This is a genomic window from Rhodococcus sp. NPDC059969, from assembly GCF_042738325.1.
In the GTDB taxonomy this organism is placed as follows: domain Bacteria; phylum Actinomycetota; class Actinomycetes; order Mycobacteriales; family Mycobacteriaceae; genus Rhodococcus_F.
Map to the genome: position 1 here is coordinate 1,112,016 of NZ_JBHWUF010000001.1, position 22,953 is coordinate 1,134,968.

Annotated in this window: 17 protein-coding genes; 10 read left to right on the forward strand and 7 right to left on the reverse strand. The window is 61.9% G+C overall.

Annotated features, from left to right (window positions below):
- The first annotated feature begins 13 nt into the window (after positions 1 to 13).
- Positions 14 to 1,294 carry a PucR family transcriptional regulator gene (locus ACFWAD_RS05030; RefSeq protein WP_378542912.1) on the forward strand — a complete coding sequence of 427 codons (1,281 nt, stop codon included), beginning with the start codon at positions 14 to 16 and terminating at the stop codon, positions 1,292 to 1,294.
- Between the two features lie 102 nt (positions 1,295 to 1,396).
- Here ACFWAD_RS05030 and ACFWAD_RS05035 read toward each other — a convergent pair whose 3' ends face one another.
- Positions 1,397 to 2,698: a DUF222 domain-containing protein gene (locus ACFWAD_RS05035; RefSeq protein WP_378541854.1), complete on the reverse strand. Its 1,302-nt coding sequence runs from the start codon at positions 2,696 to 2,698 to the stop codon at positions 1,397 to 1,399.
- 116 nt (positions 2,699 to 2,814) lie between these two features.
- On the opposite strand from ACFWAD_RS05035, the gene ACFWAD_RS05040 reads away from it, so the two are divergent.
- The 7 genes from ACFWAD_RS05040 to ACFWAD_RS05070 all read left to right on the forward strand — a co-directional run bounded on the left by ACFWAD_RS05040 (position 2,815) and on the right by ACFWAD_RS05070 (position 12,924).
- A complete protein-coding gene (locus tag ACFWAD_RS05040; protein WP_378541856.1) occupies positions 2,815 to 4,116 on the forward strand; it encodes an SWIM zinc finger family protein in 1,302 nt (433 codons plus the stop codon).
- On the forward strand, positions 4,113 to 5,597 hold the full coding sequence (locus tag ACFWAD_RS05045; RefSeq protein ID WP_378541858.1) for a DUF5691 domain-containing protein: 1,485 nt from the start codon (positions 4,113 to 4,115) through the stop codon (positions 5,595 to 5,597). Before ACFWAD_RS05040 ends, ACFWAD_RS05045 begins: the two co-directional genes overlap by 4 nt.
- A gap of 77 nt (positions 5,598 to 5,674) precedes the next feature.
- Positions 5,675 to 6,745: an AAA family ATPase gene (locus ACFWAD_RS05050; protein WP_378542914.1), complete on the forward strand. Its 1,071-nt coding sequence runs from the start codon at positions 5,675 to 5,677 to the stop codon at positions 6,743 to 6,745.
- On the forward strand, positions 6,724 to 8,928 hold the full coding sequence (locus ACFWAD_RS05055; protein ID WP_378541860.1) for a DUF5682 family protein: 2,205 nt from the start codon (positions 6,724 to 6,726) through the stop codon (positions 8,926 to 8,928). The genes ACFWAD_RS05050 and ACFWAD_RS05055 overlap by 22 nt, the downstream gene beginning before the upstream one ends.
- On the forward strand, positions 8,925 to 10,088 hold the full coding sequence (locus ACFWAD_RS05060) for a VWA domain-containing protein (RefSeq protein WP_378447500.1): 1,164 nt from the start codon (positions 8,925 to 8,927) through the stop codon (positions 10,086 to 10,088). The genes ACFWAD_RS05055 and ACFWAD_RS05060 overlap by 4 nt, the downstream gene beginning before the upstream one ends.
- 105 nt (positions 10,089 to 10,193) lie before the next feature.
- A complete protein-coding gene (locus ACFWAD_RS05065; protein ID WP_378530726.1) occupies positions 10,194 to 10,415 on the forward strand; it encodes a hypothetical protein in 222 nt (73 codons plus the stop codon).
- Between the two features lie 181 nt (positions 10,416 to 10,596).
- The gene (locus ACFWAD_RS05070) at positions 10,597 to 12,924 is read left to right on the forward strand and encodes a putative bifunctional diguanylate cyclase/phosphodiesterase (RefSeq protein WP_378541862.1); all 2,328 of its coding nucleotides are present in this window, start codon (positions 10,597 to 10,599) and stop codon (positions 12,922 to 12,924) included.
- A gap of 1 nt (position 12,925) precedes the next feature.
- Here the strand turns inward: ACFWAD_RS05070 and ACFWAD_RS05075 are convergent, their stop codons facing one another.
- Together ACFWAD_RS05075 and ACFWAD_RS05080 are read right to left on the reverse strand one after the other, a co-directional pair.
- On the reverse strand, positions 12,926 to 14,050 hold the full coding sequence (locus ACFWAD_RS05075) for a GGDEF domain-containing protein (protein WP_378541864.1): 1,125 nt from the start codon (positions 14,048 to 14,050) through the stop codon (positions 12,926 to 12,928).
- A gap of 121 nt (positions 14,051 to 14,171) precedes the next feature.
- Entirely contained in the window at positions 14,172 to 15,611 is a 1,440-nt protein-coding gene (locus ACFWAD_RS05080) for an amino acid permease (protein WP_378541866.1), read from the reverse strand.
- A gap of 142 nt (positions 15,612 to 15,753) precedes the next feature.
- Between ACFWAD_RS05080 and ACFWAD_RS05085 the strand changes: the two genes are divergently transcribed.
- A complete protein-coding gene (locus ACFWAD_RS05085) occupies positions 15,754 to 17,292 on the forward strand; it encodes a PucR family transcriptional regulator (RefSeq protein WP_378541868.1) in 1,539 nt (512 codons plus the stop codon).
- Here ACFWAD_RS05085 and ACFWAD_RS05090 read toward each other — a convergent pair.
- The 3 genes from ACFWAD_RS05090 to ACFWAD_RS05100 all read right to left on the reverse strand — a co-directional run bounded on the left by ACFWAD_RS05090 (position 17,268) and on the right by ACFWAD_RS05100 (position 20,987).
- Positions 17,268 to 18,704 carry an aldehyde dehydrogenase family protein gene (locus ACFWAD_RS05090; RefSeq protein ID WP_378541870.1) on the reverse strand — a complete coding sequence of 479 codons (1,437 nt, stop codon included), beginning with the start codon at positions 18,702 to 18,704 and terminating at the stop codon, positions 17,268 to 17,270. The genes ACFWAD_RS05085 and ACFWAD_RS05090 overlap by 25 nt on opposite strands.
- Positions 18,701 to 20,074 (reverse strand): 4-aminobutyrate--2-oxoglutarate transaminase, encoded by a 1,374-nt coding sequence (gene gabT, locus ACFWAD_RS05095; RefSeq protein WP_378541872.1) that lies wholly within the window; start codon positions 20,072 to 20,074, stop codon positions 18,701 to 18,703. Before gabT ends, ACFWAD_RS05090 begins: the two co-directional genes overlap by 4 nt.
- Positions 20,075 to 20,180: 106 nt before the next feature.
- Positions 20,181 to 20,987, reverse strand: a complete 807-nt coding sequence (locus ACFWAD_RS05100; RefSeq protein ID WP_378530740.1) for an alpha/beta fold hydrolase — start codon at positions 20,985 to 20,987, stop codon at positions 20,181 to 20,183.
- 75 nt (positions 20,988 to 21,062) lie between these two features.
- Here ACFWAD_RS05100 and ACFWAD_RS05105 point away from each other — a divergent pair, with 75 nt between their 5' ends.
- Positions 21,063 to 21,824 carry a DUF2127 domain-containing protein gene (locus tag ACFWAD_RS05105; RefSeq protein ID WP_378541874.1) on the forward strand — a complete coding sequence of 254 codons (762 nt, stop codon included), beginning with the start codon at positions 21,063 to 21,065 and terminating at the stop codon, positions 21,822 to 21,824.
- Here the strand turns inward: ACFWAD_RS05105 and ACFWAD_RS05110 are convergent.
- Positions 21,808 to 22,947: a cation:proton antiporter gene (locus ACFWAD_RS05110; protein WP_378541876.1), complete on the reverse strand. Its 1,140-nt coding sequence runs from the start codon at positions 22,945 to 22,947 to the stop codon at positions 21,808 to 21,810. The two genes, ACFWAD_RS05105 and ACFWAD_RS05110, sit on opposite strands and share 17 nt — an antisense overlap.
- Between the last annotated feature and the right edge of the window lie 6 nt (positions 22,948 to 22,953).

Consider the following 22,953-nt stretch of genomic DNA (forward strand, 5'->3'; position numbering starts at 1 on the left):
AGGCGCCGGTGCGATGCGGCGCCTCGCCCGGGTGCCTGCAGCCGCGGAGCCGGAAGTGCTTGCCGTGGTTGCCGAATTGGCCCGGCGCCTCGACGCGCGCAGCGCCGATATCGCGCGTGAGATGGCTTTCATGATGGCTCACGAAATCGACCAGTTGGACGCCGATGCCAATTTGCTCGAAATGCTCGAAGCGAGCGTGCAGGGAAATATCACGACGATCATCCACGTCTTGGCCAACGACATACCGATCGATCATCTCCAACCCACCACTGCCGCGGTGGAATACGCTCTGCGGCTAGCGCAGCGGGACGTTCCGTCCAACTCTCTCGTTCGCGCCTACCACATGGGCCAAGGCGATCTGATGCGGATCTGTCACGACGAGATCAGCACACTGGACATTCCGGCACGACTCACTTTGGCTGTCCTGAAACACACTTCGGATGTGGTCTACAGCTACATCGACTGGATCACGCTCTACGTCTTCGACGCGTACGAGCGGGAACGCAGTCGATGGATGGCAGCGCAGGGAAACCTCCATTCGGCCGCGATCCACGCCCTCCTGTCCGGCACCAACGCAGATACCGCTGCATTCGAAGCGGAGACCGGATACCGCCTTGGTCAGAACCACGTCGCCCTGGTGGTCTGGTCGACGTGGGATGCGGACGTCATGGGCATCAACACCCTGGACCGACTCGTACGGGACCTCGGTGCAGCGGCAGGAGCAGACAAGCCGCCGATCATCACCGCCATCGATCGACGCACGGTGTGGGCGTGGCTGCCGTTCGGTCGCCGGGTGCCTGCGGTGGATCCGGAAGTTCTCGCGGCGGCAGTGCCGTTGGACGGCGGAGCGCGGGTGGCAATCGGACTGCCAGGGTCGGGGGTCGAAGGATTCAAGCGGTCCCACGAACAGGCCACGGCAGCCTATTCCGTTGCTGCCGTGCCAGATACGCCGCAGCGCCCCGTGGTGAGTTTCGGGGACCGAGGCATCGCCGTGGTATCACTCCTGTCGGAGAACATCGATTCTACGAAGTCATGGGTCTGGGAGGTACTTGGTCCGTTGGCGGACGATACACCTTCTGCCGCATCCTTGCGGACGACGCTGAGCGTGTATTTCGCCCACGGGGAAAGTCATCTGCACACGGCCAATTACATGAACTTGCACCGTAATACGGTGAAATATCGCATCAACAAGGCTCTCGGCGATCCGGTCGCCGCGGGCCGAGACAAGTTGGATCTCGCTCTGGCCCTGCAGGTTTGTGAGTTGTTGGGTAGATCGGTCTTGCGCCCCGCATGAACGCCGTGAGTATTGGATGCGGCACGGCCTGTGGGCTCCGTATCGGGTGCTGATGTCCGATGCGGAGCCTGGCCGTGTTCTGTTGTGCCTGAGAAGCTGTTCTCAGGTTTTGAAGGTGGTGTTCGCCGGCCTGGGGTGCCGCTGCGGGTCGATCGAGGGCGGTGGGATGAACCACGGTTTGTTGTCGACGCCCATTCTGATTTCCCACTTGCCGACGAACCCCGATTTCCGGTGCATCAACCGGTGATGCGAACGGCACAGCAGGACAAGGTTGTTCATCACCGTCGGACCACCGTTCGCCCAGTGCCTAATATGGTGCGCATCTGTCCACGCCGGTACGCATGAACACCCCGGGAACGCGCAGCCCTTGTCGCGGGCAATCAACGCCACTCTCTGTTCGGCGTTGACCAACCGTTTTCCGGGTTTCGCATCCAACGGCGCGCCGTGGTCGTCGAGTAGGACGGTGGACAGGAAGCAATCGCAGCCGAGAAGCCTGGTCTGTGAGACAGACAGCGGCCCGAGCCAGGGCATATGCCCGACATCGAGATCCGACCGAGAGCCGCGACCATCAGTTGGTGTTGCGGCGCAGTCCCGATGCTCGGCAAGGTCACGAGCATCAATGTGCACGTTCACGTGTGGTCGTTGCCCACCGTCGGTTCCGGTCTTGGCGCAGTCCAGATACCGGCGGATCAGTTCGGTGAACCCGTCTGCTGTCCGCTTTGCCGCCGAGCGTGCGTCGGGGGTTCCGTCGGGTGCTGGGGTGGGCATCGTCAGATTCGACAGGGCCGAGAGCAGCATTTCGCCGGTGAGGGCGTCGAAATCGCCTCGCACTACCACCCGACGATTGAGCGTCGAGGCGATGCGGAGCTCATTGAGATCCACGTCTTCGGCAGGTGGAATCTCATCGGATTCGAACAGCCGCTCCAAAGTCGCGATAACATGCCGCACCTTCGTTGTCGTCGCTTCCACCCCCGACGCAGCCGCCAACAACAAATCGATGCACTTCGGTAGCGCTTCCTCCGGCATCCCCTTCGGCGGGGACTCACAGAACGCCACGATCAAGACTGCGTGATCGAACGAGCAATCCCCATCATCGAAGCCTGCCGCCACCGCTGGAAACGGCCGCAACGCTGCGCCCAGCGCGGCGATCTTCTTCCCATCCCGAACCTGCAGCATGGTGTTTGCCGCCAACCACGCACCCACCCCGCGGCTGGCAATCACCTGATCGTCCGGGCGCATCGACAGTTCGTCCACCACCGCTACCCGCACCGCTTCCAGGCGAAGAATCTCCGCACTCGCCTCGACAGCAGCAGCCCGTAACTCGGCGGCAGTCAACTGCCACAGGCGTCCGCGTAACCCCACCGCAGAACCAGACACCACGTCTGATGATGTGTCGATACTCATTGAATCCCCCGATCCCCATCTCAAATTATAGTCGAACGTCTGTTCGAGTCAAGAGTTACTTCATTAAAGGATCGGCCTGACTCTGCGATGTCAGCGGGTTGTCATACTGTGGTCGAGTGACTTCGCCGTGGACAGCTGGGCAGGTGGCATCGGTAGCTCCCGACGCCGCATCGCTGGCTGCTGCGCGCAAGTTGGTTGGATCGTGGAGCCACACCGGTAACAAGGGTCTCGCGCTCTGGGGACTGTGCCAGGGAAGCGGCTCGAAGCCGTATCAAGCTGTGGTTGACCTGCGTGGCCCGGCATACAAGTGCTCGTGCCCCAGTCGGAAGTTTCCGTGCAAACATGCCCTGGGGCTGCTGGCGGAATGGTCGGAAGGGCGAGTGCCTTCGGCGGACCAGCCAGCCGACTTCGCCGCCGAGTGGTTGTTGCGCCGTGAGGAGAAGGCCGATGCCAGCGCCGAGACCACCGGCTACGAGGCGCCCAAGAAGACTCCCGACCCGGCAACAGCGCAGAAGCGCGCCGACCGGGTTGCGAGCGGTCTCGTCGAATTGGACCTGTGGATCACCGATCAGATCCGGAGTGGTCTGGCGGCGATGGACACGTCCTGGGCGGGCCTCGACGCAGTCGCCGCTCGAATGGTGGATGCTCAGGCACCCGGTATTGCAGGCACGCTTCGAGCATTGGCGGGAACCGTTGCGTCTACCGAAAACTGGCCCGAGAAAGTCCTCGACGAGTTGGCTCGGTTGCGCCTGCTGGTCGCTGCGCATCAGAAGCTGCCCGAGCTGCCGGAAGATCTTGCCCATTCGGTGAAAGCACACGTCGGCTATCCGGTCTCCACCGGGCGTGTGATGGAATCGATTCCGGTGAAAGAGAACTGGATGATTCTCGGTTCCGGGATCACCGAGGAGAAGCGACTGTTCACCCGAACGGTGTGGATGCTCGGCAGGAATTCGCAACGGTGGGCCATGCTGCTCGACTTCTCCCACGGGTCACCGAATTTTGCCACCGAAACGCCGCCAGTCGGGTTTCTGCTCAACGCTGATGTGCATTTCTATCCCGCTGCCGCGGCATTGCGGGCGCGGATGGGGGCAACGCACGGAGAACCGGAGCCCTTCACAACCATGCCGTCCGGAAGCATCGACGCTGCGTTGCAGCAGTTTACCGATGCGCTCGCGGCAGATCCATGGTTGCGGTCTTGGCCGGCAGTGATCAGTTCGGTGGTTCCCTCATTCGTCGACGGTGCCTGGTTTCTCGTCGATGAATCGGGGACAGCGATTCGGGCAGAGGGCGATTCGGACCCACTGTGGAAATTGCTGGGCATTTCCGGTGGCTATCCGGTCACGGTCTGTGGAACGTGGAATGCGCAGGCTCTTACTCCGATCTCGGTTTTCACGGGAGGACAGGTGATCGTGCTGTGAGCACATTGATCTCGGCTGCGCTTCTCGGGACGGCCAGAACAGCAACAACATTCGAGGACCTTCCGGCCGACGTGCATGCCTACGCGCGCGAACTCGACGGAGATCCTGCCGAGTTGCTTCTCGCAGCAGTCGCGCTGGAGCGGGCGTACCGCCGTGGTGGTGCGGGCTCCACCACGGCGACGGTGCCGACGCCTGCTCCAGACGATGCGCGATTTACCCTGCCGGAATCGTCGGCCGCACATCTGCTGTCGATGCTCGCTGCCAAGGCGACCTGGCTCGACGAATGGTTCACCGTCGCGTTGGCGCACAACTACCGTGCGCCTGATCATCTTGTTGCCGAACTGCTTTCCTACGCTCGGACGAGCGAAACTCACCGCGAGAGTATTCTGCAGCTGGTCGGCGAGCGAGGTCGCTGGCTCGCCGCGCAAAACCCCGAGTGGAGCAAGCTCGTCCGAACCAGAGATGCAAACCCGGACGTGTGGCGTCACGGAAGTTCGTCCCAGCGCACGCAGTGGTTGATAGACGCTCGTCGAACAGATCCCGCGCTGGCGCTGGCCGAACTCCGAAAGTCCTGGGGCACCGAGCGGGGAGAACAGAAGGCTGCGTTCGTCTCGGCGCTGGCAGACGGATTGAGCGCGGATGATCAACCGTTGTTGGAGGAAGCCCTCGACGACCGTCGCAAGGACGTGCGGCGCGCAGCAGTGGAGGTACTCGGACAACTACCCGAATCGGAGTTCGGGGAGAGAATGGTTGCCCGGGTTCAGAAATGGGTGAGGGTGGAACGGAAGCTCCTTCGGTCCACGCTTGTCATCGCGCCGCCTGAGGAAGTCGATGCAGCGGCCAGACGAGACGGCATCGAAGACCGGCCGAACCCACACACCGACTATCGCGCCGAGTACGTCCGTCAAGCGATCAGTTCTGCGCCTTTGTTCTTGTGGAACACCATGATCGGTGGACCCGACAAGGTTTTGGGGATGAGCGTCGACGAAGGTTGGGAGCCGATCCTTCACGACGATTGGTCCAATGCTGCAGTGGCGCAGGACAATGTGGAATGGGCTTTGGAACTCTTTCGCAGACGAGGCGTAGCCACCGATCGTCGACTTCTCCCGTTGGTGCCCGCCGAGGCGCTGGCGGATCTGTTGAGGTCCGGAAACGGCGACGCCAATGTTCTGCATCCGGGCCGGGCAGCGATCTACGACGCTCTGCACGGTCCATGGCCCGAGGACATCACCCGGGCAGTCGTGGCCCAGTGGGAACGAGTTGCGGCCAGACGCGCCGATGGGGGCGCCAAGGCCGGCGAATTCTCACGCTACAAGTACGTGGCGTCGCTGCGCCTGGCCGAGAGTCGATTTCCCTACAGTGCAGTAACTTTGCTGGACCGGGCGGCGGAGCGTGCTCGCGACCCGGATTGGCGGCAAACCTTCGCCAGAACGGCCAGTGCCATCACCCACCGCAAGACTCTGCTCGAGGAGCTCAAGTGACTGACAGCGTAACCGTGCCTGCCACGGAACCAGCAAAGCTCGCGGAACCGGCAAAGCTCGCGGAACCGGCAAAGCTGATGCGGCCCCACGCAGAGCAGGAGTACGCGCTCGAACTCGAGGCGCTTGCCGCGCAGGACACCCGCCCACGCCCGCCGTCGTGGAATTTGTCGCCGTGGGCTGTGGTGACGTATCTGTTGGGCGGCACTCTCGATGACGGAACAGTCGTTTCGCCGAAGTACGTCGGTCCGCGGCGGTTGATGGAAGTGGCCGTCGCAACTCTTGCCACCGATCGGGCTTTACTGCTGTTGGGTGTGCCGGGAACAGCCAAGACCTGGGTCTCCGAACATCTTTCGGCGGCAATCTCGGGCGCGTCGACGCTCCTGGTTCAAGGTACGTCCGGTACTCCCGAGGAAGCTATCCGCTACGGCTGGAATTACGCCCGCCTCCTAGCGGAAGGACCGACGGCAGGGGCGTTGGTGCATTCTCCGGTGATGACCGCGATGGAAACCGGGAAGATCGCTCGCGTCGAAGAGTTGACGCGTATTCCGGCTGACGTGCAGGACGCGCTCATCACCATTCTCTCCGAGAAGACGTTGCCGGTGCCGGAACTGGGCATCGAGGTGCAGGCAGCCAAGGGCTTCAATCTGATCGCAACCGCCAACGATCGTGATCGCGGTGTCAACGATCTGTCGTCGGCATTGCGTCGACGGTTCAATACCGTTGTCCTGCCGTTGCCGGCCAGCGAGGAGGACGAGGTGGCTATCGTGGCGCGCCGAGTCGAACAGCTGGGCGCAGCATTGGAATTGCCGACGACCCCCGCAGCGGCCGAGGAAATTCGCCGGGTCGTCACCGTGTTCCGGGAATTACGATCGGGAACGACCGCCGACGGCCGAACCAAGCTGAAGTCCCCGTCGGGAACCCTCTCGACGGCGGAGGCTATCTCGGTGGTCACCAATGGTTTGGCGCTGTCCGCGCATTTCGGGGACGGCGTATTGCGGGCGTCCGACGTCGCTGCCGGAATCCTGGGTTCGGTGATCAAGGATCCAGTCGCAGACAAGGTGGTGTGGAACGAGTACCTCGAGGCCGTAGTGCGTGAGCGCGGAGAGTGGTCCGACTTCTACCGGGCATGCCGCGAGGTAACCGGGTGACCATCGCTATTCCGGATCTGCGTGTCCGGGTCTTCGGTATCCGTCACCACGGCCCCGGATCGGCCCGTTCGGTTCGGCAAGGCCTGGAAGAGTTTTCACCCGACGTCGTCCTGATCGAAGGGCCTTCGGATGCAGATCCGTTGGTGATGCTGGCGGCATCGGAGTCGATGGAACCGCCGATTGCGCTGCTCGCGTATGCCACTGGCGAACCGTCGAAGGCGGCCTTCTGGCCGTTTGCGGTGTTCTCACCCGAATGGCAAGCGCTGCAGTGGGCTGCGAAGAACGGTGTGCAGGCACGGTTCTGCGACCTGCCCGCGTTCAACGTGTTGGCGGATCAGGGGATTCGTACTACACGCGAGGGTGATCCTCTGGCGGAACTGGCCGCGGCCGCGGGTTTCGACGACACCGAACGCTGGTGGGATTCGGTGATCGAATCAAATTCGGGCGCAGATTCTTTCGATGCGATCACCGAGGCGATGGAGGCGCTGCGTGAGACGGTGCCGATCGACGAGGAGACAGCGCATCGCGAAGCATACATGCGGCAGGTGCTGCGAAAGACGTTGAAAGATGGCGCCGAGCGGGTAGCGGTCGTTTGCGGTGCCTGGCACGCGCCGGCGTTGGTCGGAGCCCTGGGGCCTGCGGCTCCCGACGCCCGCATTCTAAAGGGGATGTCCAAGGTCAAGACCTCGCTGACCTGGGTTCCCTGGACACATTCACGCCTGGCGTCGGCATCGGGTTACGGAGCCGGAATCACCTCGCCGGGCTGGTATCACCATCTGTTCACCGCGAACGACAAGACGATCACGCGGTGGCTCACCAAAGTTGCGAGGGTGCTCAGGGACGAGGACCTTCCCATCTCGAGCGCTCACGTCATCGAAGCTGTCCGATTGGCAGATACGTTGGCTGCACTGCGTTCTCGCCCGCTGGCCGGATTGTCGGAAGTTACCGAGGCTACGAGGTCGGTGATGTGCGACGGAAACGACGTTCTTCTGGATCTGATCACGCGAAGACTCGTTGTGGGTGAAGCCCTGGGTGCGGTGCCCGAAGAAACGCCGACGGTTCCGCTCGAAGCAGACCTGCGAGCACGTTCGAAGACGTTGCGGCTCAAACAACAAGCAGGGGCAAAGAATCTGGATCTGGACCTGAGACGCGACATCGACGTCGAGCGTTCCCAGTTCCTGCACCGACTGGGAATTCTCGAGATCGATTGGGGGACTCCGGCCGACGGTGAGATCCGTTCCACCGGAACTTTCCGAGAAACCTGGGCACTGCAATGGAAACCGGAATTCTCGGTGTCGGTGATCGAGGCGTCGCTGTGGGGTACGACGGTGGCCCAAGCGGCAGCGTCGCGGGTCGTCTCGAAGATTCACGAACCGGAAATCACTCTTGCTTCACTCGTCGAACTGCTGGAGAACTCGCTGCTGGCAAACCTTCCCACAGCACTGTCCGCAGTGCTGCAAAGCGTGAAAACGGTTGCAGCGCTTGATCATGACGTGTCACATCTGATGGTCGCTCTACCCACACTGACCCGAACGCTGAGATACGGCGACGTGCGCGGTACCGACGTGTCGGCGTTGATCGACGTCGCCGACAGCTTGCTGGTCCGCATCTGTACCGGCCTCGCAGTCGCCGTCACCGGGTTGGACGATCCCAGCGCCGAGGAGTTTCGCGATCACCTCGACAAGGTGCACTCGGCAGTCATGGTCCGTGACGACAGCGATGCGAGCGCACGGTGGTTGCAGGCGATGGCCGGAGTGATCGACCGTGACGACGTCAACGGACTTCTCGTCGGCCGGATGGTGCGGCTACTGCGCGACAGCGGTTCCGTCATGGAAACCGCTGCAGCCCAGCGCTTGTCTCGGGCCCTTTCGGTGGGAAGTGCGCCCACCGCCAAGGCTGGCTGGGTCGACGGATTTCTCGGCGGAGGAGGGCTTGTGCTCGTTCACGATCGAGCGTTGCTCACGCTGATCGACACCTGGGTTCGTCAACTTCGCGAGCAGGATTTCATCGACACGCTTCCGTTGCTTCGACGCACGTTCGGATCCTTCGAAGCCGGGGAACGTCGGGCGATCGGTCAGGCGGTCAGGGGTGGCCGACGCGTCGAAACGACAGTGGAGACCGATGCTCGACGCGGCAGAGCGGCAATGGCGGTCGTTGCGGACATCTTGGGGGTGGGCGCATGAGCGACGACGATCAGCGCCTTCGACGCTGGAGATTGATGCTCGGGGAATCCGCCGAAGAGTCGACGGGTGGACTGGGCCAACCGGGCGAGCGTCGAATGGATGCGGCTCTTGCAGCGCTCTACGACTCGTCCGGCCCCAGCAAGGGCCGACGCCGCTCAGCAGGATTGGGGGCGTCGGCGCCGTCCGTCGCCAGATGGCTCGGTGACATCCGGACGTACTTTCCCAGCACGGTGGTGCAGGTGATGCAGAAGGACGCGATAGATCGGCTGGGTTTGGCGCAATTGCTCCTCGAACCGGAACTGCTCGACGCGGTCGAACCCGATGTGCATCTGGTCGGGACGCTTCTGAGCCTCAACCAGGTCATGCCGGAGGCCAGCAAGGCAACTGCTCGGATGGTCGTCGGCAAGGTGGTTCGCGAAGTCGAGGAGCGAATCGCACAGAAAACGAAGGCTGCAGTTACCGGCGCACTCAATCGCACGGCCCGAACTTCGAATCCGAAGCTGCGCGACATCGATTGGGACCGAACCATCCGAGCAAATCTGTCGCATTACCTTCCGGAGTATCGAACCGTCGTCCCGGAGCGGCTCGTCGGATACGGCCGAAAGTCGAAATCCGTGCAGCGCGACGTGGTTCTCGCGATCGATCAATCGGGTTCGATGGCGTCCAGCGTCGTCTACGCATCGGTGTTCGGCGCAGTGTTGGCGTCGATGCAGGCGCTGAAGACTTCGCTCGTCGTTTTCGACACCGCCGTCGTTGATCTGACAGACAAACTGTCCGATCCGGTCGACGTCCTGTTCGGGACCCAACTCGGTGGGGGCACGGATATCAACCGCGCGATCGCGTACAGCCAGTCCTTGATTTCGCGTCCCGCCGAGTCGATGTTCGTCCTCATCTCGGACCTCTACGAGGGCGGTATCCGCAACGAGATGTTGCGCCGCATGGCCGCCATGAAGAACTCCGGCGTTCAAGTCGTGGTTCTACTGGCGCTCTCGGACGACGGGGCACCGTCGTTCGATCACGACAATGCGGCGGCGCTGAGCGCCCTCGGCATTCCCGCGTTTGCATGCACGCCGGACAAGTTTCCGGAACTGCTGGCGGTGGCTCTGGAACGCGGGGACGTATCGGCCTGGGCAGATCAGCTCACTCTCGAACAGCACTGACCGGTCTGCTTCGGAGACCTGAGCGCCAGGTACGACAACCTCACGACATCTGCGATTGCCGGCATCGAAGACAACCCATCGGTTCCGACCTCGGTGCAGCAGCAAGTGAGCACTGACCTGGCCTCGGGTTTGCCCTTCTTGACGACAATGCAGCTCCGATCAGCTCTCGGTGATGCCGGTGTCGCCGAATCCGCGGCGGACGCGATCGTGGATGTGAAGGAAGGCGCCAAGCCTTACGTGTCGCGGTCGGCGGCAAACGCGCGTCGAGCTAAGAATCAGCAATCGTTTACCGACCTGGAAGATCGAATGACCGACCTCTGGATATAGTGATCTGCGCACAATCGATTCGTCAGATGGCTACCGTTGTAGAGAAACAAGCAGCGAGTCTGAAACACTGACGTTTCGCCGGAAAAGGGTTCGGTGGGGAGCCAGGGGAGGTTCGGATGGGCAGGCGAGCGGTTTTGACGCCCGCTGCTGGCGCCTGCGCACATGTCAGGATGCCCCGTCGATGAACCGTCTGAGTAGACCTGGTCGGCAGGATCCCGCTTCGGAGGCCGACTGTAACAGCCTGTTTCGCCGTCAGATCGACGAAGCTGCTGCCGTCGCACCGTTCGCCAATCTTGCGTACATGGCGAGCTTGGTCGTGATTCTGGCGTACACCGTTCCGCCCGGACGTCAGACGCTCAGATGGCTGGGTGGCGCGCTCATCTTTCTTGTCCTCGCGAATTCGATTCGAGTATGGATACCGCTTCGCTGGCGACCGTCGAAGCACACACCGCGCTACGACTACGCGGGTCTGCTCCTCGAAGTGATCGTCATCGCGAGCCTCGACGTCACACTTTTCGCCTTGCTTTTCCACGACATGGACGTCTTCCGTGACTTGGTGCTGATCGCGACGATGGCCGGAATCATGGGCGCCGGAACCGTCACGTTTTCGAGTCTGAGGTCGGTGAGCCTGACTTGGATCTACATTCACGGCCTCGGCGTATTCACCGTTCTCGTCGTCCACGCCGAACCCCACTTTCGCGTACTTGCGATTCAGTTGTGCATCTACATGTTTGCGCTCACGGTGGGTGCGGTGTATCTCTCGGCCTCGTTCCAGCGACGTTGTCTTGCAGAGTTTCAGGCGGAATCCGAGCGTCAAACTGTGGCACTGTTGCTCGACGGTTTCGAGGGCGGTTCCCGCGACTGGCTCTGGGAGTGTGACACCAACGGCCGGTTCTCCCACACCTCGGCCCGGCTCGCCGAGGTCGCCGGTATGACGGTGGACGAGTTGCAACAACTCACCTTCGGGCAACTCCTCACCAGACTCCAGATCGCATCGAGTCCGGAGGGGCGTGCGGCCGCGGCCGAAATGATCGACAAACTCGAATCGAGTACCTCGTTCCGGGACACCGTCGTTCCAGTGCATGTCGACGGCAAACGACGCTGGTGGTCACTTTCCGGTAATCCCCGGGTCCTCGAGTCCGGGGTGATTCTGGGCTGGCGCGGTGTCGGATCCGACATCACGGAGAGGTATGTCCACGAGCAGGAGATTCTTCGTCTTGCTGCCACCGACTCGCTGACGGGGTTGCCCAACCGTCGTGCCTTTGGTGTGGCGCTCGAGGCGGCCATCAAATCTCGGGTGCCGGAGAAGCAGGTCCTCGTCGGGATTCTCGACCTCGACAACTTCAAATCGGTGAACGACACCCTCGGCCATCCGATCGGGGACCACTTACTTCTCGAAGTCACCAAACGCCTGCGCGACGTCATCGGTTCGGACATGTGCTCGAGGATGGGCGGCGACGAATTCGGGCTCATCGTCTGTACCTCGTCCGGCGACGATCCCGGTGAGATTTTCGATCGGTACCTGGCAGTGCTCCATGAGCCCTTCTTCGTAGAAGGCAATCGAATCGAGGTGCGGGCCACGATTGGTTACTCCAGCGCACCCGAGGATTCCACCGACGCCGACGGACTGGTGATGCTGGCGGATCTGGCTCTGTACGAAGCAAAGTCGACGGGACGGAATCGAGTCGGCAAGTTCTCGCCGTTACTGCGAGCGCGGGCATCGGCACGCGCAACAGCGCTGCACGAGCTGGACAGGGGGATCGAGGAAGGTCAGTTCGATCTCCACTACCAACCTCAGGTCGACACTCAGACCGGTGAAGTGGTCGCGTTCGAGGCTCTTCTTCGGTGGAACCATCCCAGTCGCGGCCTCATTGGGCCCAGCCAGTTCATCTCGGTGGCGGAGGAAACCGGAATGATCATCCCCCTCGGCGCACAGGCAATGGCGATGGCGACCGCGGCCGCTGCGGGGTGGCCGAGCGGAATCGGCGTCTCGGTCAACGTTTCACCAGTGCAGTTGGTGTCGCGAGAGTTCGGCGCGATGGTGAAGAAGGCTCTGACGGATTCGGGTTTGCCTCCGCATCTGCTGCAACTCGAAATCACCGAGACGGGTGTTGTGGACGATCGGGCAATCCGGGATCTCTACAAGCTGCGTGAACTCGGTGTCACCGTCGCGCTCGACGATTTCGGCACCGGCTATTCGTCTTTCGCCACGCTTCAGAGACTTCCGATCGATGTTCTCAAGATCGATCGCATGCTGGTCACGGACTCGGACGATCCGAAGATGTCCGTGGTGAAATCCATTGTCGAATTGGCCGCGGCTCTCGGCATGCGGTCGTTGGCCGAGGGCGTCGAGACGATTGAGCAGTTCCGCCGCGTTCAGTGGGTCGGCTGCGACCTGGTCCAGGGCTACCACATCAGCAAGGCTCTGACGGCCGAGCGCGTCGACGTGTATCTGGCGGCAACCGACACCGAATCCGGTCGGAGCGTTCACCCGTTGACGTGGCTGTGAATCAGATCTGAGCCGAGCGGATGGTATTGCCGCCTGCCGCTTTCGCTTGGTACATCATCGAATCCGCGACATTTGTCGCGGCCAGGATCGCGGAAGCGCCGCCGCTCCACGCCTTCGATTCGGCGGTCATGATCACCGCTCCGACGCTTACCGTTGTGGCGATCGCATCGGAGCAGTCCGACAGCGCGGCGTTTATCCCCTCGATCGACAGAGTCGTTGATTCGGGATCCCCGGCGATGACGGCCAGGTACTCTTCCCCACCGGTCCGAGCAATGACCCCGCGTTCTCCGAGATGCGTACTCAGGCGGTTCGCTGTTCTTCTGATGACATGGTCTCCCTCGGCGTGACCGTGAAGATCATTCACCGTCTTGAATTTGTCGATATCGACGACGATGAAAGCGAGACAAGAAGAATCGACGCGAGCACTCTCGAAGAGATCGCTGACCGCCCCCTCGAGGCCGCGACGGTTGAACAGTCCGGTAAGCGGATCACGATCGGAATATTGGGCATCGCGGTACAGAGTGCGCCAGGTCAGGTGTGCAAAAATTGGAACAAGTGTGACAGCTCCGAAAAGAACGGTGCCGCGGGCGAGAAGCGTCGTGATATCGACTTCGCCTTGTAGGTATGCAAGAACGAATACTGTAGTCGTGACAGTCGTCGACCAGAGGACATGAGCGACAAGCCATCTTGCGCTGACAAAAAGCGTCGCAAAGGTTCCGGTGACCGCAAAGACGATGCAACCGAACGTCCCGGACGAGCGTTCCGGCACCAGAAGTACCGCGGCCGCGATCCCGAGATCTGCGAATATCCCGAATGCGAGCAGGCCGCGGCGACCTGGAAACGGTTGAGTGAACCAGCACGCCGCGATCGCCACACATGTGCAGATCATGAAAACCGACAGTGCTTTGCCGGGTGTGGTCGGCGGTGTATCCGGTCCGATCAATTTGTAGAAAGCGGAAAGCCCGAAGATGATCGTCATCATTCCGAGCAAGGTTCGGAAGATCGGAATGATTGCTCGGCCGGATCTCTGGTGTTTTATCCACTCGTAGTCGTGTGGTTCGTTGAACCATTCGTGAAGTGTTTGCCAAGAACTGTGCCCTTCGGAGGCGATGACAGGGCTCGGCATGCTGTCCATTTTGCCTTGAATTTGGACAAAGAAAAAATCTTGTGTTCGAGCGGTTTCGCCGGTCCGATTTTTTCGGGGAAGTGGTTTAATTATCGAGTTGAGCGCTTACTCGATGCTTGTTTCAAGCCTTCTTCGAACTGCGGTGTGCGTTGTTCGAGTCGGTCGCCAACGATAAGACTTTTCGCGTACGAGACTTTCTCACGACGTAAGCGACGAGGATAACTCCCAGAGCGACCAGGCTTTGGACGAATTCCGCGCGCGTGGGTTCGTTGAGACCCATTCCCACCAGGATCACGAGAATCAGACCAGTGACCACTATCGGCAGGCCGGGATACAGCCAGACGCGGAATTTCAGAATCTCGGGGCTTTCGCGTTCCCATCGGCGTCGGAGGCGTAGTTCGGATACACAGATCAGGATGTAAACGAACAAGCAGATTGCGCCGGACGAATTCACGAGGAACAAGAAAATCGTGTCCGGCCAGATGTAGCCGGCCGCGATACAGAAGTACCCGGCCACGGTGCAGGCGAGTACGCCCTTCACCGGCACGCCGCGGCTGTTGGTCCGTGTCATCCAGGCCGGCGCGTCGTTGTAGACGGATAGCGCGAAAAGCATCCGTGACGCCGTGTACAGGCCGGAGTTGAGGCAGGACAGCACCGCGACCAGAACCACGAGATTGAGAATGTCGGCGGCGCCGGGAATTCCCAGCAGATCGAGTGCGGAGATGAACGGAGAATCGCCGACGACGAACGAATCCCACGGCAGCATCGTCACGAGGAGGAAGGTGGCGACAACGAAGAAGGCGAGAATGCGGAAGACGACGGTGTTCGTGGCTCGCCTGATCGCTCCGGCCGGTTCGGCGGATTCCGCTGCGGCGATCGTGACCAGCTCGGCTCCGGTCATGGAGAAGATCACGGCGACAACGCCCACCAGTACGGGGGTGAAGCCGTTCGGCAGAAATCCTCCGTGGCCGGTCAGATTGCTGAAATCGACTTCACTGCCGGGCCAGATGCCGAAGACGAACAGACTGCCGAGCACGATGAAGCCGATGATGACGGCGACCTTGATACCCGCAAACCAGTATTCAGCCTCGCCGAAGTTGCTGACGGAGAGAAGATTGACCCCGGTCATCACCAACAGGAGTACCGCTGACATGAGCCAGAGCGGGACACCATGGATCCACCGGGAGAGCAAGGTTGCTCCGACGACGGATTCGATGCCGACGACGATCACCCAGAAATACCAGTAGAGCCAGCCTGTGGTGAAACCCGCCCAGTCGCCCAACGCCATGCGTGCGTACTCGGTGAACGATCCCGTACACGGCTTGGCCACGGCCATTTCACCGAGCATGCGCATCACCAGGAACACGATGATGCCGCAGATCGCGCACGTGATGACTGCGCCGGGGCCGGCCTGGTTGATGATTCCGCTCAGCCCGACGAAGAAACCGGCGCCGATGACGCCGCCCATGGAAAGCATGGTCAGGTGGCGCTTCTTCAAGCCTGTTTTGAGTGTCGAATGAACGGTGGCGGCTTCGGCTGTTTCGGTGCTGCTGTCGGGCATCTGGGCTCAGCTCCTATTGCATGACGCGATCAGTTCTTTCGGAGAGACGCTAAGCTCATCGTGTGATCCAGAACATGGACTTGATGTACAAATCTGAACTGGAAACTGTCAGTTCTGTCCACTGTCTTCGGAGGTTGCGGTAATGCCGATGACGGTCCGGCGGCTGGCAGCCACCCCCTCGCTCGGCCTCACGATCGTTGCAGGTCACGACGACGTAGATCTGTCGATCAGTTGGGCGCACGCAATCGAATTGCAGGATCCGACCCAGTGGCTCGCTGGTGGAGAGCTTGTCATGACGACGGGGCTGCACCTTCCGCGTTCGGCGACAAAGCAATACGAGTACGTCGAGCGCATTGCGCAGACCGGTGCGGTGGCACTGGCGTTCGACACCGGCACCGTGCACGAGAGGGTGCCGGACGCGATCATCAGGGCCGGCGACGAACTGGGTTTTGCCGTGCTTTCCGTCGCCAAGGAGACGCCGTTCATCGCCATCTCGCGGGCCGTGATCGACGAACTGACCGCCGACCAGATACGAACGGTGCAGGCGGTGGTCGACGCGCAGGAGAAGTTGGCGCGTGCCCTGCTCGACGGGGTGCCGGCTCTGATCACTGCCCTGGGTCGAGCGGTACATGCAGCAGTGTGTGTTCTCGATCGGGACGGAGCGGTGCTGGCTCTGACGGAAGGTGCGAGTTCGTCTCTGCCCGAACGTATCAGGGAGCGATCAGGTAAGGAGCGCAGCCGGGTCGTGGTGGACGACGACGGTCACCTGGCCATTCACCGTCTTGCCGTGAGCGGCACGCTGGCCGTGGCGTCCGACGCCGCCTTGGATCAGTCCGAGCGATTGTTGGTCGGCCACACGGTGTCGCTGTTGACCATCGAGCTTGCCAAGCCGTTGCGGGTTGTCGATGCCGAACAGCGGCTGAGGTTGGCAGTTACGACGATGGTGCGCCAGGCCGGCGGTGACGTCGACGAAAGTCTGTTGCGGTACTTCGGATTCGAATCCGAAACCACGGTGGTGGCAACTGCCTTGACCGACGTCGGACCGTTGCTGGCGGCAACCGACATCACTTCAGCGGCCTTGAAAGAAGAGTCGGTGCCGTACCTTTTGGCTCCGCTGAATGACGGAGCCGGTGTGTGGTTCGTCGTGAAAAGTGAAGTTGCGGAAAAGGTCACGCGTAGTGTCTATGCGAGAGTGCGGGAGAATTCGCGCCGGAGTATCAACGGCGGAATCGGTGGCGTCCGGAAGATGAGCGGTGTAGCAGCCAGTCTGCGCGAGGCCGTCTCTGCTGCCAAAGTGGGGCAGGTCGAAGGACACACGCTCGTTCCGTTCTCGAAACTCGGGACTTTCAGTCTCTTGTTGAGTGTGCAGTCGAACGATGTTCTGCAATCGATCGCGGCCGGCGGCCTCGGTGTGCTGGAAGGCTACGACACCGAGAACGGTTCTCGTTTGGTGGACTCGATCGAAGCGTTCCTGCACCACAATGGTCAATGGGAGTCCGCTGCAGCGCAGTTGGGTGTTCACCGGCACACGCTGCGTAACCGCATGGACAAGGTTGCCGAGTTGATCGGCCGAGATCTCGATTCCGCCCACACTCGGTCCGAGTTGTGGATTGCACTCAAAGCTCGTGAACTGCTGCAGGCGGAATCGAATGCAGATCACGCTCGGCCGCCCCTGAGATAGACGGTGGTGGTGTGAGTGAAGAACTCTCGCGCTGCGTCGCCTTGTTCCTTGGGCCCGTATCCACTCCTCTTCGCGCCGCCGAAGGGCACGTGGGGATCAGCGCCCGCCGATTCCGAATTGACGTGCAGGATCCCCACGTCCAGGTCGTCGATACCGGCAAGCGCACTGGTCAGGTCTTGCGTGAACAACGCTGCGGACAAACCGAATTCGCCCTCGTTCGCCAGGCGGAATGCGTCCGCAGTTGTTGCTGCCTGCTGCACCGCCAGAACCGGGCCGAAGAGTTCCTCGAACCACAGTTCGGTGCTCGCCGGTAGTTCCAGCACAGTCGGCTGGACGTAGTAGCCCGACTGCGGCGCTTCGGCGGTGGCCATAACTCTGGCGCCGCCGCCGATGGCTCGATTGATCCCCTCGCTGATCGACTGCTGCGCGTATGCGCTGATCACGGGACCTGTCGTGACGTCGGGATCGAGTGGATCTCCGACTCTCAGTTCCTTGACTTCGACGGTCAGCCTCGCCAGGAATTCCTCGGCGATGGATTCATGGAGCACCAGACGTGAAGTGGCCGTGCATTTCTGGCCGGTTGACCGGAATGCGCCCAGCATGACCTGCTCGACCGCAAGCTCCAGATCTGCGTCGGCAAGTACGACTGCTGCGTTCTTTCCACCCATTTCCGCCTGTACCGGAACTCCGCGCGCCGCAGCAGATCCCGCGATCTTTCGGCCGACGCCGGTGGAACCGGTGAAGGTGACGGCGTCGAGGTCCGGGTGATCGACCAGCGCTTCACCGGCTGCGCTGTCGCCGAGGATCATGTTCAGGACTCCGTCGGGTAGGCCGGCTTCGGTCATTGCCTGCGCGAGACGGAAGGCCAGAAGGGGCACCGCGGCAGCGGGTTTCCAGACGACGGTGTTTCCGTACACCAAGGCAGGCGCAATCTTCCATGCCGGGATCGCGATCGGGAAGTTGAACGGCGTGACGACGCCCACCACGCCGAGAGGTTTGCGAGTGACGAGAATCTGCTCGCTGCTACGTGGGGAGGAGTACACCGTTCCGCTCTCGCGGTCGGCGGCGTTGCCGTAGTAACGCAGAATCTGCGCTGCCCGGCGCACTTCTCCGATACCCTCGGCCAGCGTTTTCCCTTCTTCGCGGGTGAGTTCTTCGCCCCAGGCCTCGGCGTTGGATTCGATGATTTCCGCTGCGCGAGTGAGGTATGCGCCGCGTGCGGACATCGGCAGGCGAGCCCAGTCGTTCGCGGCGATGCGGGCGACGCGAACGCCGGTCGCCATTTCGGAGGCACCAGCGCGGCCGCCGGTGGCGACAACCTCGTCGGGACGCGCCGGGTTGGTGTCCGTCAGTGTGCCTTCGCTGCCCGTGACCCAAGCTCCGCCGATCAAGCTGCGCACGGTGACGCTCATCGGACTGCGGCCACAGCGTCGCGAAGGATACCGAGTCCTTCGGTCAGCAACTCGTCGGAGATGCTCAGCGGCGGGAGGAATCGGACGACGTTTCCGTAGGTGCCGGCGGTGAGGAGAAGGAGACCGTGCGTGTGGGCGTAGCTGACGATCTGGACGACGGCCTCGCGATTCGGAGTCTTGTCCTCGTCGTGGACGAGTTCAATTGCAACCATGGCGCCGCGTCCACGAATATCGCCGATTATGTTTGTGTCCGAGGCGATTTCGGACAGCCCTGTGGTCAGAATGTCACCGATGTTCTTGGCGCGGTCGAGGAGCCCTTCCGTCTCGATCGTCTCGAAAACTGCCAGGGCGGCCTCGCAGGCAACAGGATTGCCGCTGTAGGTACCGCCGATACCACCGGGATGCGCGGCGTCCATGACGTCGGCTCGGCCGGTCACGGCGGCGAGTGGCATTCCGCCGGCGAGACCTTTTGCGGTTGTGATGATGTCGGGGACGAAGTCCTCACTCTGGCTGGCGAACCAGTCTCCGGTTCGTGCGACACCGGTCTGGACCTCGTCCGCGACGACGAGAATGCCGCGCTCACGGCAGAATTCCGAGATGCGCTTCAGGAATCCCGGAGCGGGAACGATGAAACCGCCCTCACCCTGAATCGGTTCCACGACCACAGCGGCTACCGATTCGGCACCGATCTGAGTGTCGATCGCAAGACGGAACTGGGCGAATGCTTCGTCGGCCGCATTTTCGGGGCCGCTCGGCCAACGGTAGGGGTAGGCCATCGGAACCCGGTAGACCTCTGGCGCGAACGGGCCGAATGTGGCCTTGTACGGCTGGTTCTTGGCTGTCATCGTCATCGTCATCAACGTGCGACCGTGGAATGCATGGTCGAAGACGACAACCGCCGGGCGACCGGTGGCGGCACGTGCGTATTTCACGGCGTTCTCGAGCGCCTCGCTGCCGGTGTTGAACAGCGCTGTTCGCTTCTCGTGATCTCCTGGGGTCAGGCGGTTGAGCGCTTCGCAGACCTCGACATACCCCTCGTAGGGGTTTGCGAGGAAACACGTATGGGTGAACTGACCGAGCTGGCGCGTGGTGCGTTCGACCACGCGCGGCGCGCTGTTTCCGACGGTGGTCACGGCGATGCCGCTGCCGAAGTCGATGAACGAGTTGTCGTCGACGTCGACGACAACTCCTCCGCCCGCTGCAGCAACGTAAATGCTGGATCCGCTGGTCAGTCCGGCCGGCAGTGCGGCGCTCCGGCGCTCGGCCAAAGCGCGCGAGTTGGGGCCAGGCACTTCGGTGACGAGGCGTCGTATCTGGGGAAGGGTCGGTCCACCGATGCACGTTTCCGTGCCGTGCTCGAGAATGGTCATCGCAGTGCCTCCAGTCGTTTTCCGAACTGTAGGGCGGCGACAAATAATCCGGACATGGCCGGATTGTCGAGTGGCTTCTATCTCATAGGACGCCGCGTCCAGCAGGTTACTGGGCGAAACTGCCGAGGAATCGTTGCAACAGTGGGTTGTACACCTCAGGGGCTTCCCAGAACGCTGCATGACCAACACCGGGAATCACGTGATACGTGCCCTCCCAGAGATTCGCGAAGGTCAACGACGCGACATACGACGTGTTCACGAACGGGTCCCTGGCGCCGTCGATCACCGCAAGTGGCACAGACGCCGTTGCAACCAGAGCCTTCTGATCCGATTCGCGGCCAGCTCCGAACGCGTCGAACATGATCTTGCGAGCGCGACCGTCCGTGCGTATCGCGGCGTCGAGGGCCGCCTGTTCGAAGGGAACTGCGGTCATCCGAGCGTAGAGTTCGGCTTCCCGTTCGGTGATGACCTCGGTACCGCCGATGGACAATCCGTCGCCGGCATTGAACGCGTCGCCGAGCGTCTCGGGATTGGCCGGCGGCGTACCGGTGATGACGATTCCAGCGAGCCCGGGGAACTTCGCGATCAACTCGAGGGCGATGTGTCCGCCCAGCGACCAACCGACAACCACAGCCCGTTCGACGGCGAGTTCGGTCAGAACATCGACGATGGCGTCGGCGTAGCCGTTCTGCGTGTACGCGGCTTCGGGGTCGCTCGCGTCCTCGGAATCACCGTGACCGAGTAGGTCCAGCGTGATCATGCGGTAGCCGGCGGCCCAGTCGGCGTCGACCTGGTTGCGGAAGATGGAGCGACTGGCCGAGTTTCCGTGGATGAAGACAACTGGGAAACCGTCGGTGGCACTGTCGTCGACGGCCATGACGCCATGCCGGGTTTCGATCTTGGTGGTAGTCATCGGAATCCTCGTCGTTCGAAGTGCACGGTCAGCGGGTATCCACGCTACCGGGCATATGCGGCATAGAGTTCACCCGTGGACTTCGCATTGCGCTCGTGCAGTTGGCACGGTCACGAGACCTACGCTCCGGACGAACCGGAACTGCGGGATCGACTACATGTGGATACTGCGGTGGGTCAGGCGTGGCGGTGCCTACGTTGCGGCAACTTCGTCCCGGGAGCGCCCCGGGCATCCGGACCGGCTGACGCCGCCCCCGAGGTTCCGCGGGGTCGCCTGCTTCGCGACAGGTTGATCATGCGACTTCTCGCCACCGAGAGAATGTTCCGCGCCCTGGGTTTGGTTCTTCTGGCGATCGGTGTGTTCAAACTCAGATCGTCGAAGGGACGCGTCGAGGACGCCTTCGAGAACGAGTTACCGTTGGTCAGACCATTGGCCCGTCAGCTGGGCTGGAACATCGACGATTCGAAACTGGTCCATCACATCGAGCAGGCATTTTCGTTGTCGTCGACGACGCTCACCTGGATCGCGATCGGTCTGTTGGTGTACGCGGGCCTTCAAGTGATCGAGGCAGTCGGTCTGTGGATGGTCAAACGCTGGGGCGAGTACTTCGCGGTGGTGGCGACCAGCTTGTTCCTGCCCCTCGAAATCTACGAATTGACCGAGAAGATCACGTGGTTGAGGGCCGGGTTGCTATTGGTGAACATCGCTGCCGTCGTGTGGCTGATCTGGAGCAAGCGACTCTTCGGTGTCCGCGGCGGCGGCGCGGCGTATCACGCCGAACATTCGGAGGAGAGTTTGCTGACGGTGGAGCGTGCCGCGGTCAAGCAGGCTTCGTGAGACCAGCTTTCGACGCGGCGGCACCCGCCAGTGTTGCAGCACCGATCGTGATCATGGCGGCGAGGAGGATGGCAGCGGGTTCACCCTCGCCCATCACTCCCAGTTGGGTGCCCACCGTTACGGCGGCAACGGGTACCCCCAGTTGTGCGGCGGACAGCACTCCCAAGGGGAGAGGTAGGCCGAGGATTCGTATCGCTGCGTGAACTACGAGAGTTGCGCCGCCCAAGGCCAATCCGAGCCAGACGGCGGACGGATGGGTCACGAGGTCGCGCAGATTGATCGCCGCTCCCAGCCAGACGAAGAAGAGGGGAGCGAAGAAGCCGTCGGTGATCGCGAAGAGTTGTTTGGCGAGGCGGCGGGGTTCACCGATCGCGGCAAGAACGAGCCCGAAGGCGAAGCCCGCGAGCATGATCGACACGTGGGTACTCGACGCCAGCGCTGCAAGAGAGAAGAGGATCACGAGATTGATCCGGAGTTCGAGTGCAAACTTTCGTTTCTCTGAGAACTTGTGGAGCTTTCGCCAATGGCCGGAACGATGAAAAGCTCGCAGTACGAAGAACAAGGCAATTGCACACGCCGCCACCGCCAATGCGCCGAGGCCGGCGCGAGGGGCATTGTCGGGATCGATCACCAACGGCAGCGCGACAATGCAGACAGTATCCGCGATCGCGACCTGGGCCGTCATCTGCAGAACCGAGGTTCCTCCGAGCGCCAGCGAATCGACGATGGGGAGAATCAACGCCGCGGACGACGACGCGATCAGGACCGCATACAGCGCGGCGTGACCGGTGCCGAATGCCGTCGCCGCACCGTAGCCGGCAACAACCGACAGGAGTCCGACGACGACCGAGCGAGCGGCACCCTTGCCTATTGCCGCCCGAACTGCCGGATCGCGGACCGGGACGTGCGAGCCGGCCACCATCATCGTGAGCGCGAACCCGATATCGGCCAGGAATGTGAACGTCCGGTCGGAGGAGTCGAGCAGCCCGAAACCGGTGACACCGAAGACGACACCGGCGGCGAGTTCGCCGACCACCACGGGGACATGCCAGCTGACGCGGGCGCCGAGCAGTGGGCCGAGAATGCCGGCCAGGGCGACGAGGGCAAGGATGCCGAAGGTCATCGACGA

Coding starts and splice junctions, on each gene's coding strand:
- ACFWAD_RS05100 (WP_378530740.1), bottom strand. CDS start 20,987: ATGACTACCACCAAGATCGAAACCCGGCATGGCGTCATGGCCGTCGAC.
- ACFWAD_RS05030 (WP_378542912.1), top strand. CDS start 14: ATGCGGCGCCTCGCCCGGGTGCCTGCAGCCGCGGAGCCGGAAGTGCTT.
- ACFWAD_RS05055 (WP_378541860.1), top strand. CDS start 6,724: ATGCCGCGAGGTAACCGGGTGACCATCGCTATTCCGGATCTGCGTGTC.
- ACFWAD_RS05060 (WP_378447500.1), top strand. CDS start 8,925: ATGAGCGACGACGATCAGCGCCTTCGACGCTGGAGATTGATGCTCGGG.
- ACFWAD_RS05070 (WP_378541862.1), top strand. CDS start 10,597: ATGAACCGTCTGAGTAGACCTGGTCGGCAGGATCCCGCTTCGGAGGCC.
- ACFWAD_RS05050 (WP_378542914.1), top strand. CDS start 5,675: ATGCGGCCCCACGCAGAGCAGGAGTACGCGCTCGAACTCGAGGCGCTT.
- ACFWAD_RS05075 (WP_378541864.1), bottom strand. CDS start 14,050: ATGCCGAGCCCTGTCATCGCCTCCGAAGGGCACAGTTCTTGGCAAACA.
- ACFWAD_RS05035 (WP_378541854.1), bottom strand. CDS start 2,698: ATGAGTATCGACACATCATCAGACGTGGTGTCTGGTTCTGCGGTGGGG.
- ACFWAD_RS05080 (WP_378541866.1), bottom strand. CDS start 15,611: ATGCCCGACAGCAGCACCGAAACAGCCGAAGCCGCCACCGTTCATTCG.
- ACFWAD_RS05110 (WP_378541876.1), bottom strand. CDS start 22,947: ATGACCTTCGGCATCCTTGCCCTCGTCGCCCTGGCCGGCATTCTCGGC.
- ACFWAD_RS05085 (WP_378541868.1), top strand. CDS start 15,754: ATGCCGATGACGGTCCGGCGGCTGGCAGCCACCCCCTCGCTCGGCCTC.
- gabT (WP_378541872.1), bottom strand. CDS start 20,074: ATGACCATTCTCGAGCACGGCACGGAAACGTGCATCGGTGGACCGACC.
- ACFWAD_RS05090 (WP_378541870.1), bottom strand. CDS start 18,704: ATGAGCGTCACCGTGCGCAGCTTGATCGGCGGAGCTTGGGTCACGGGC.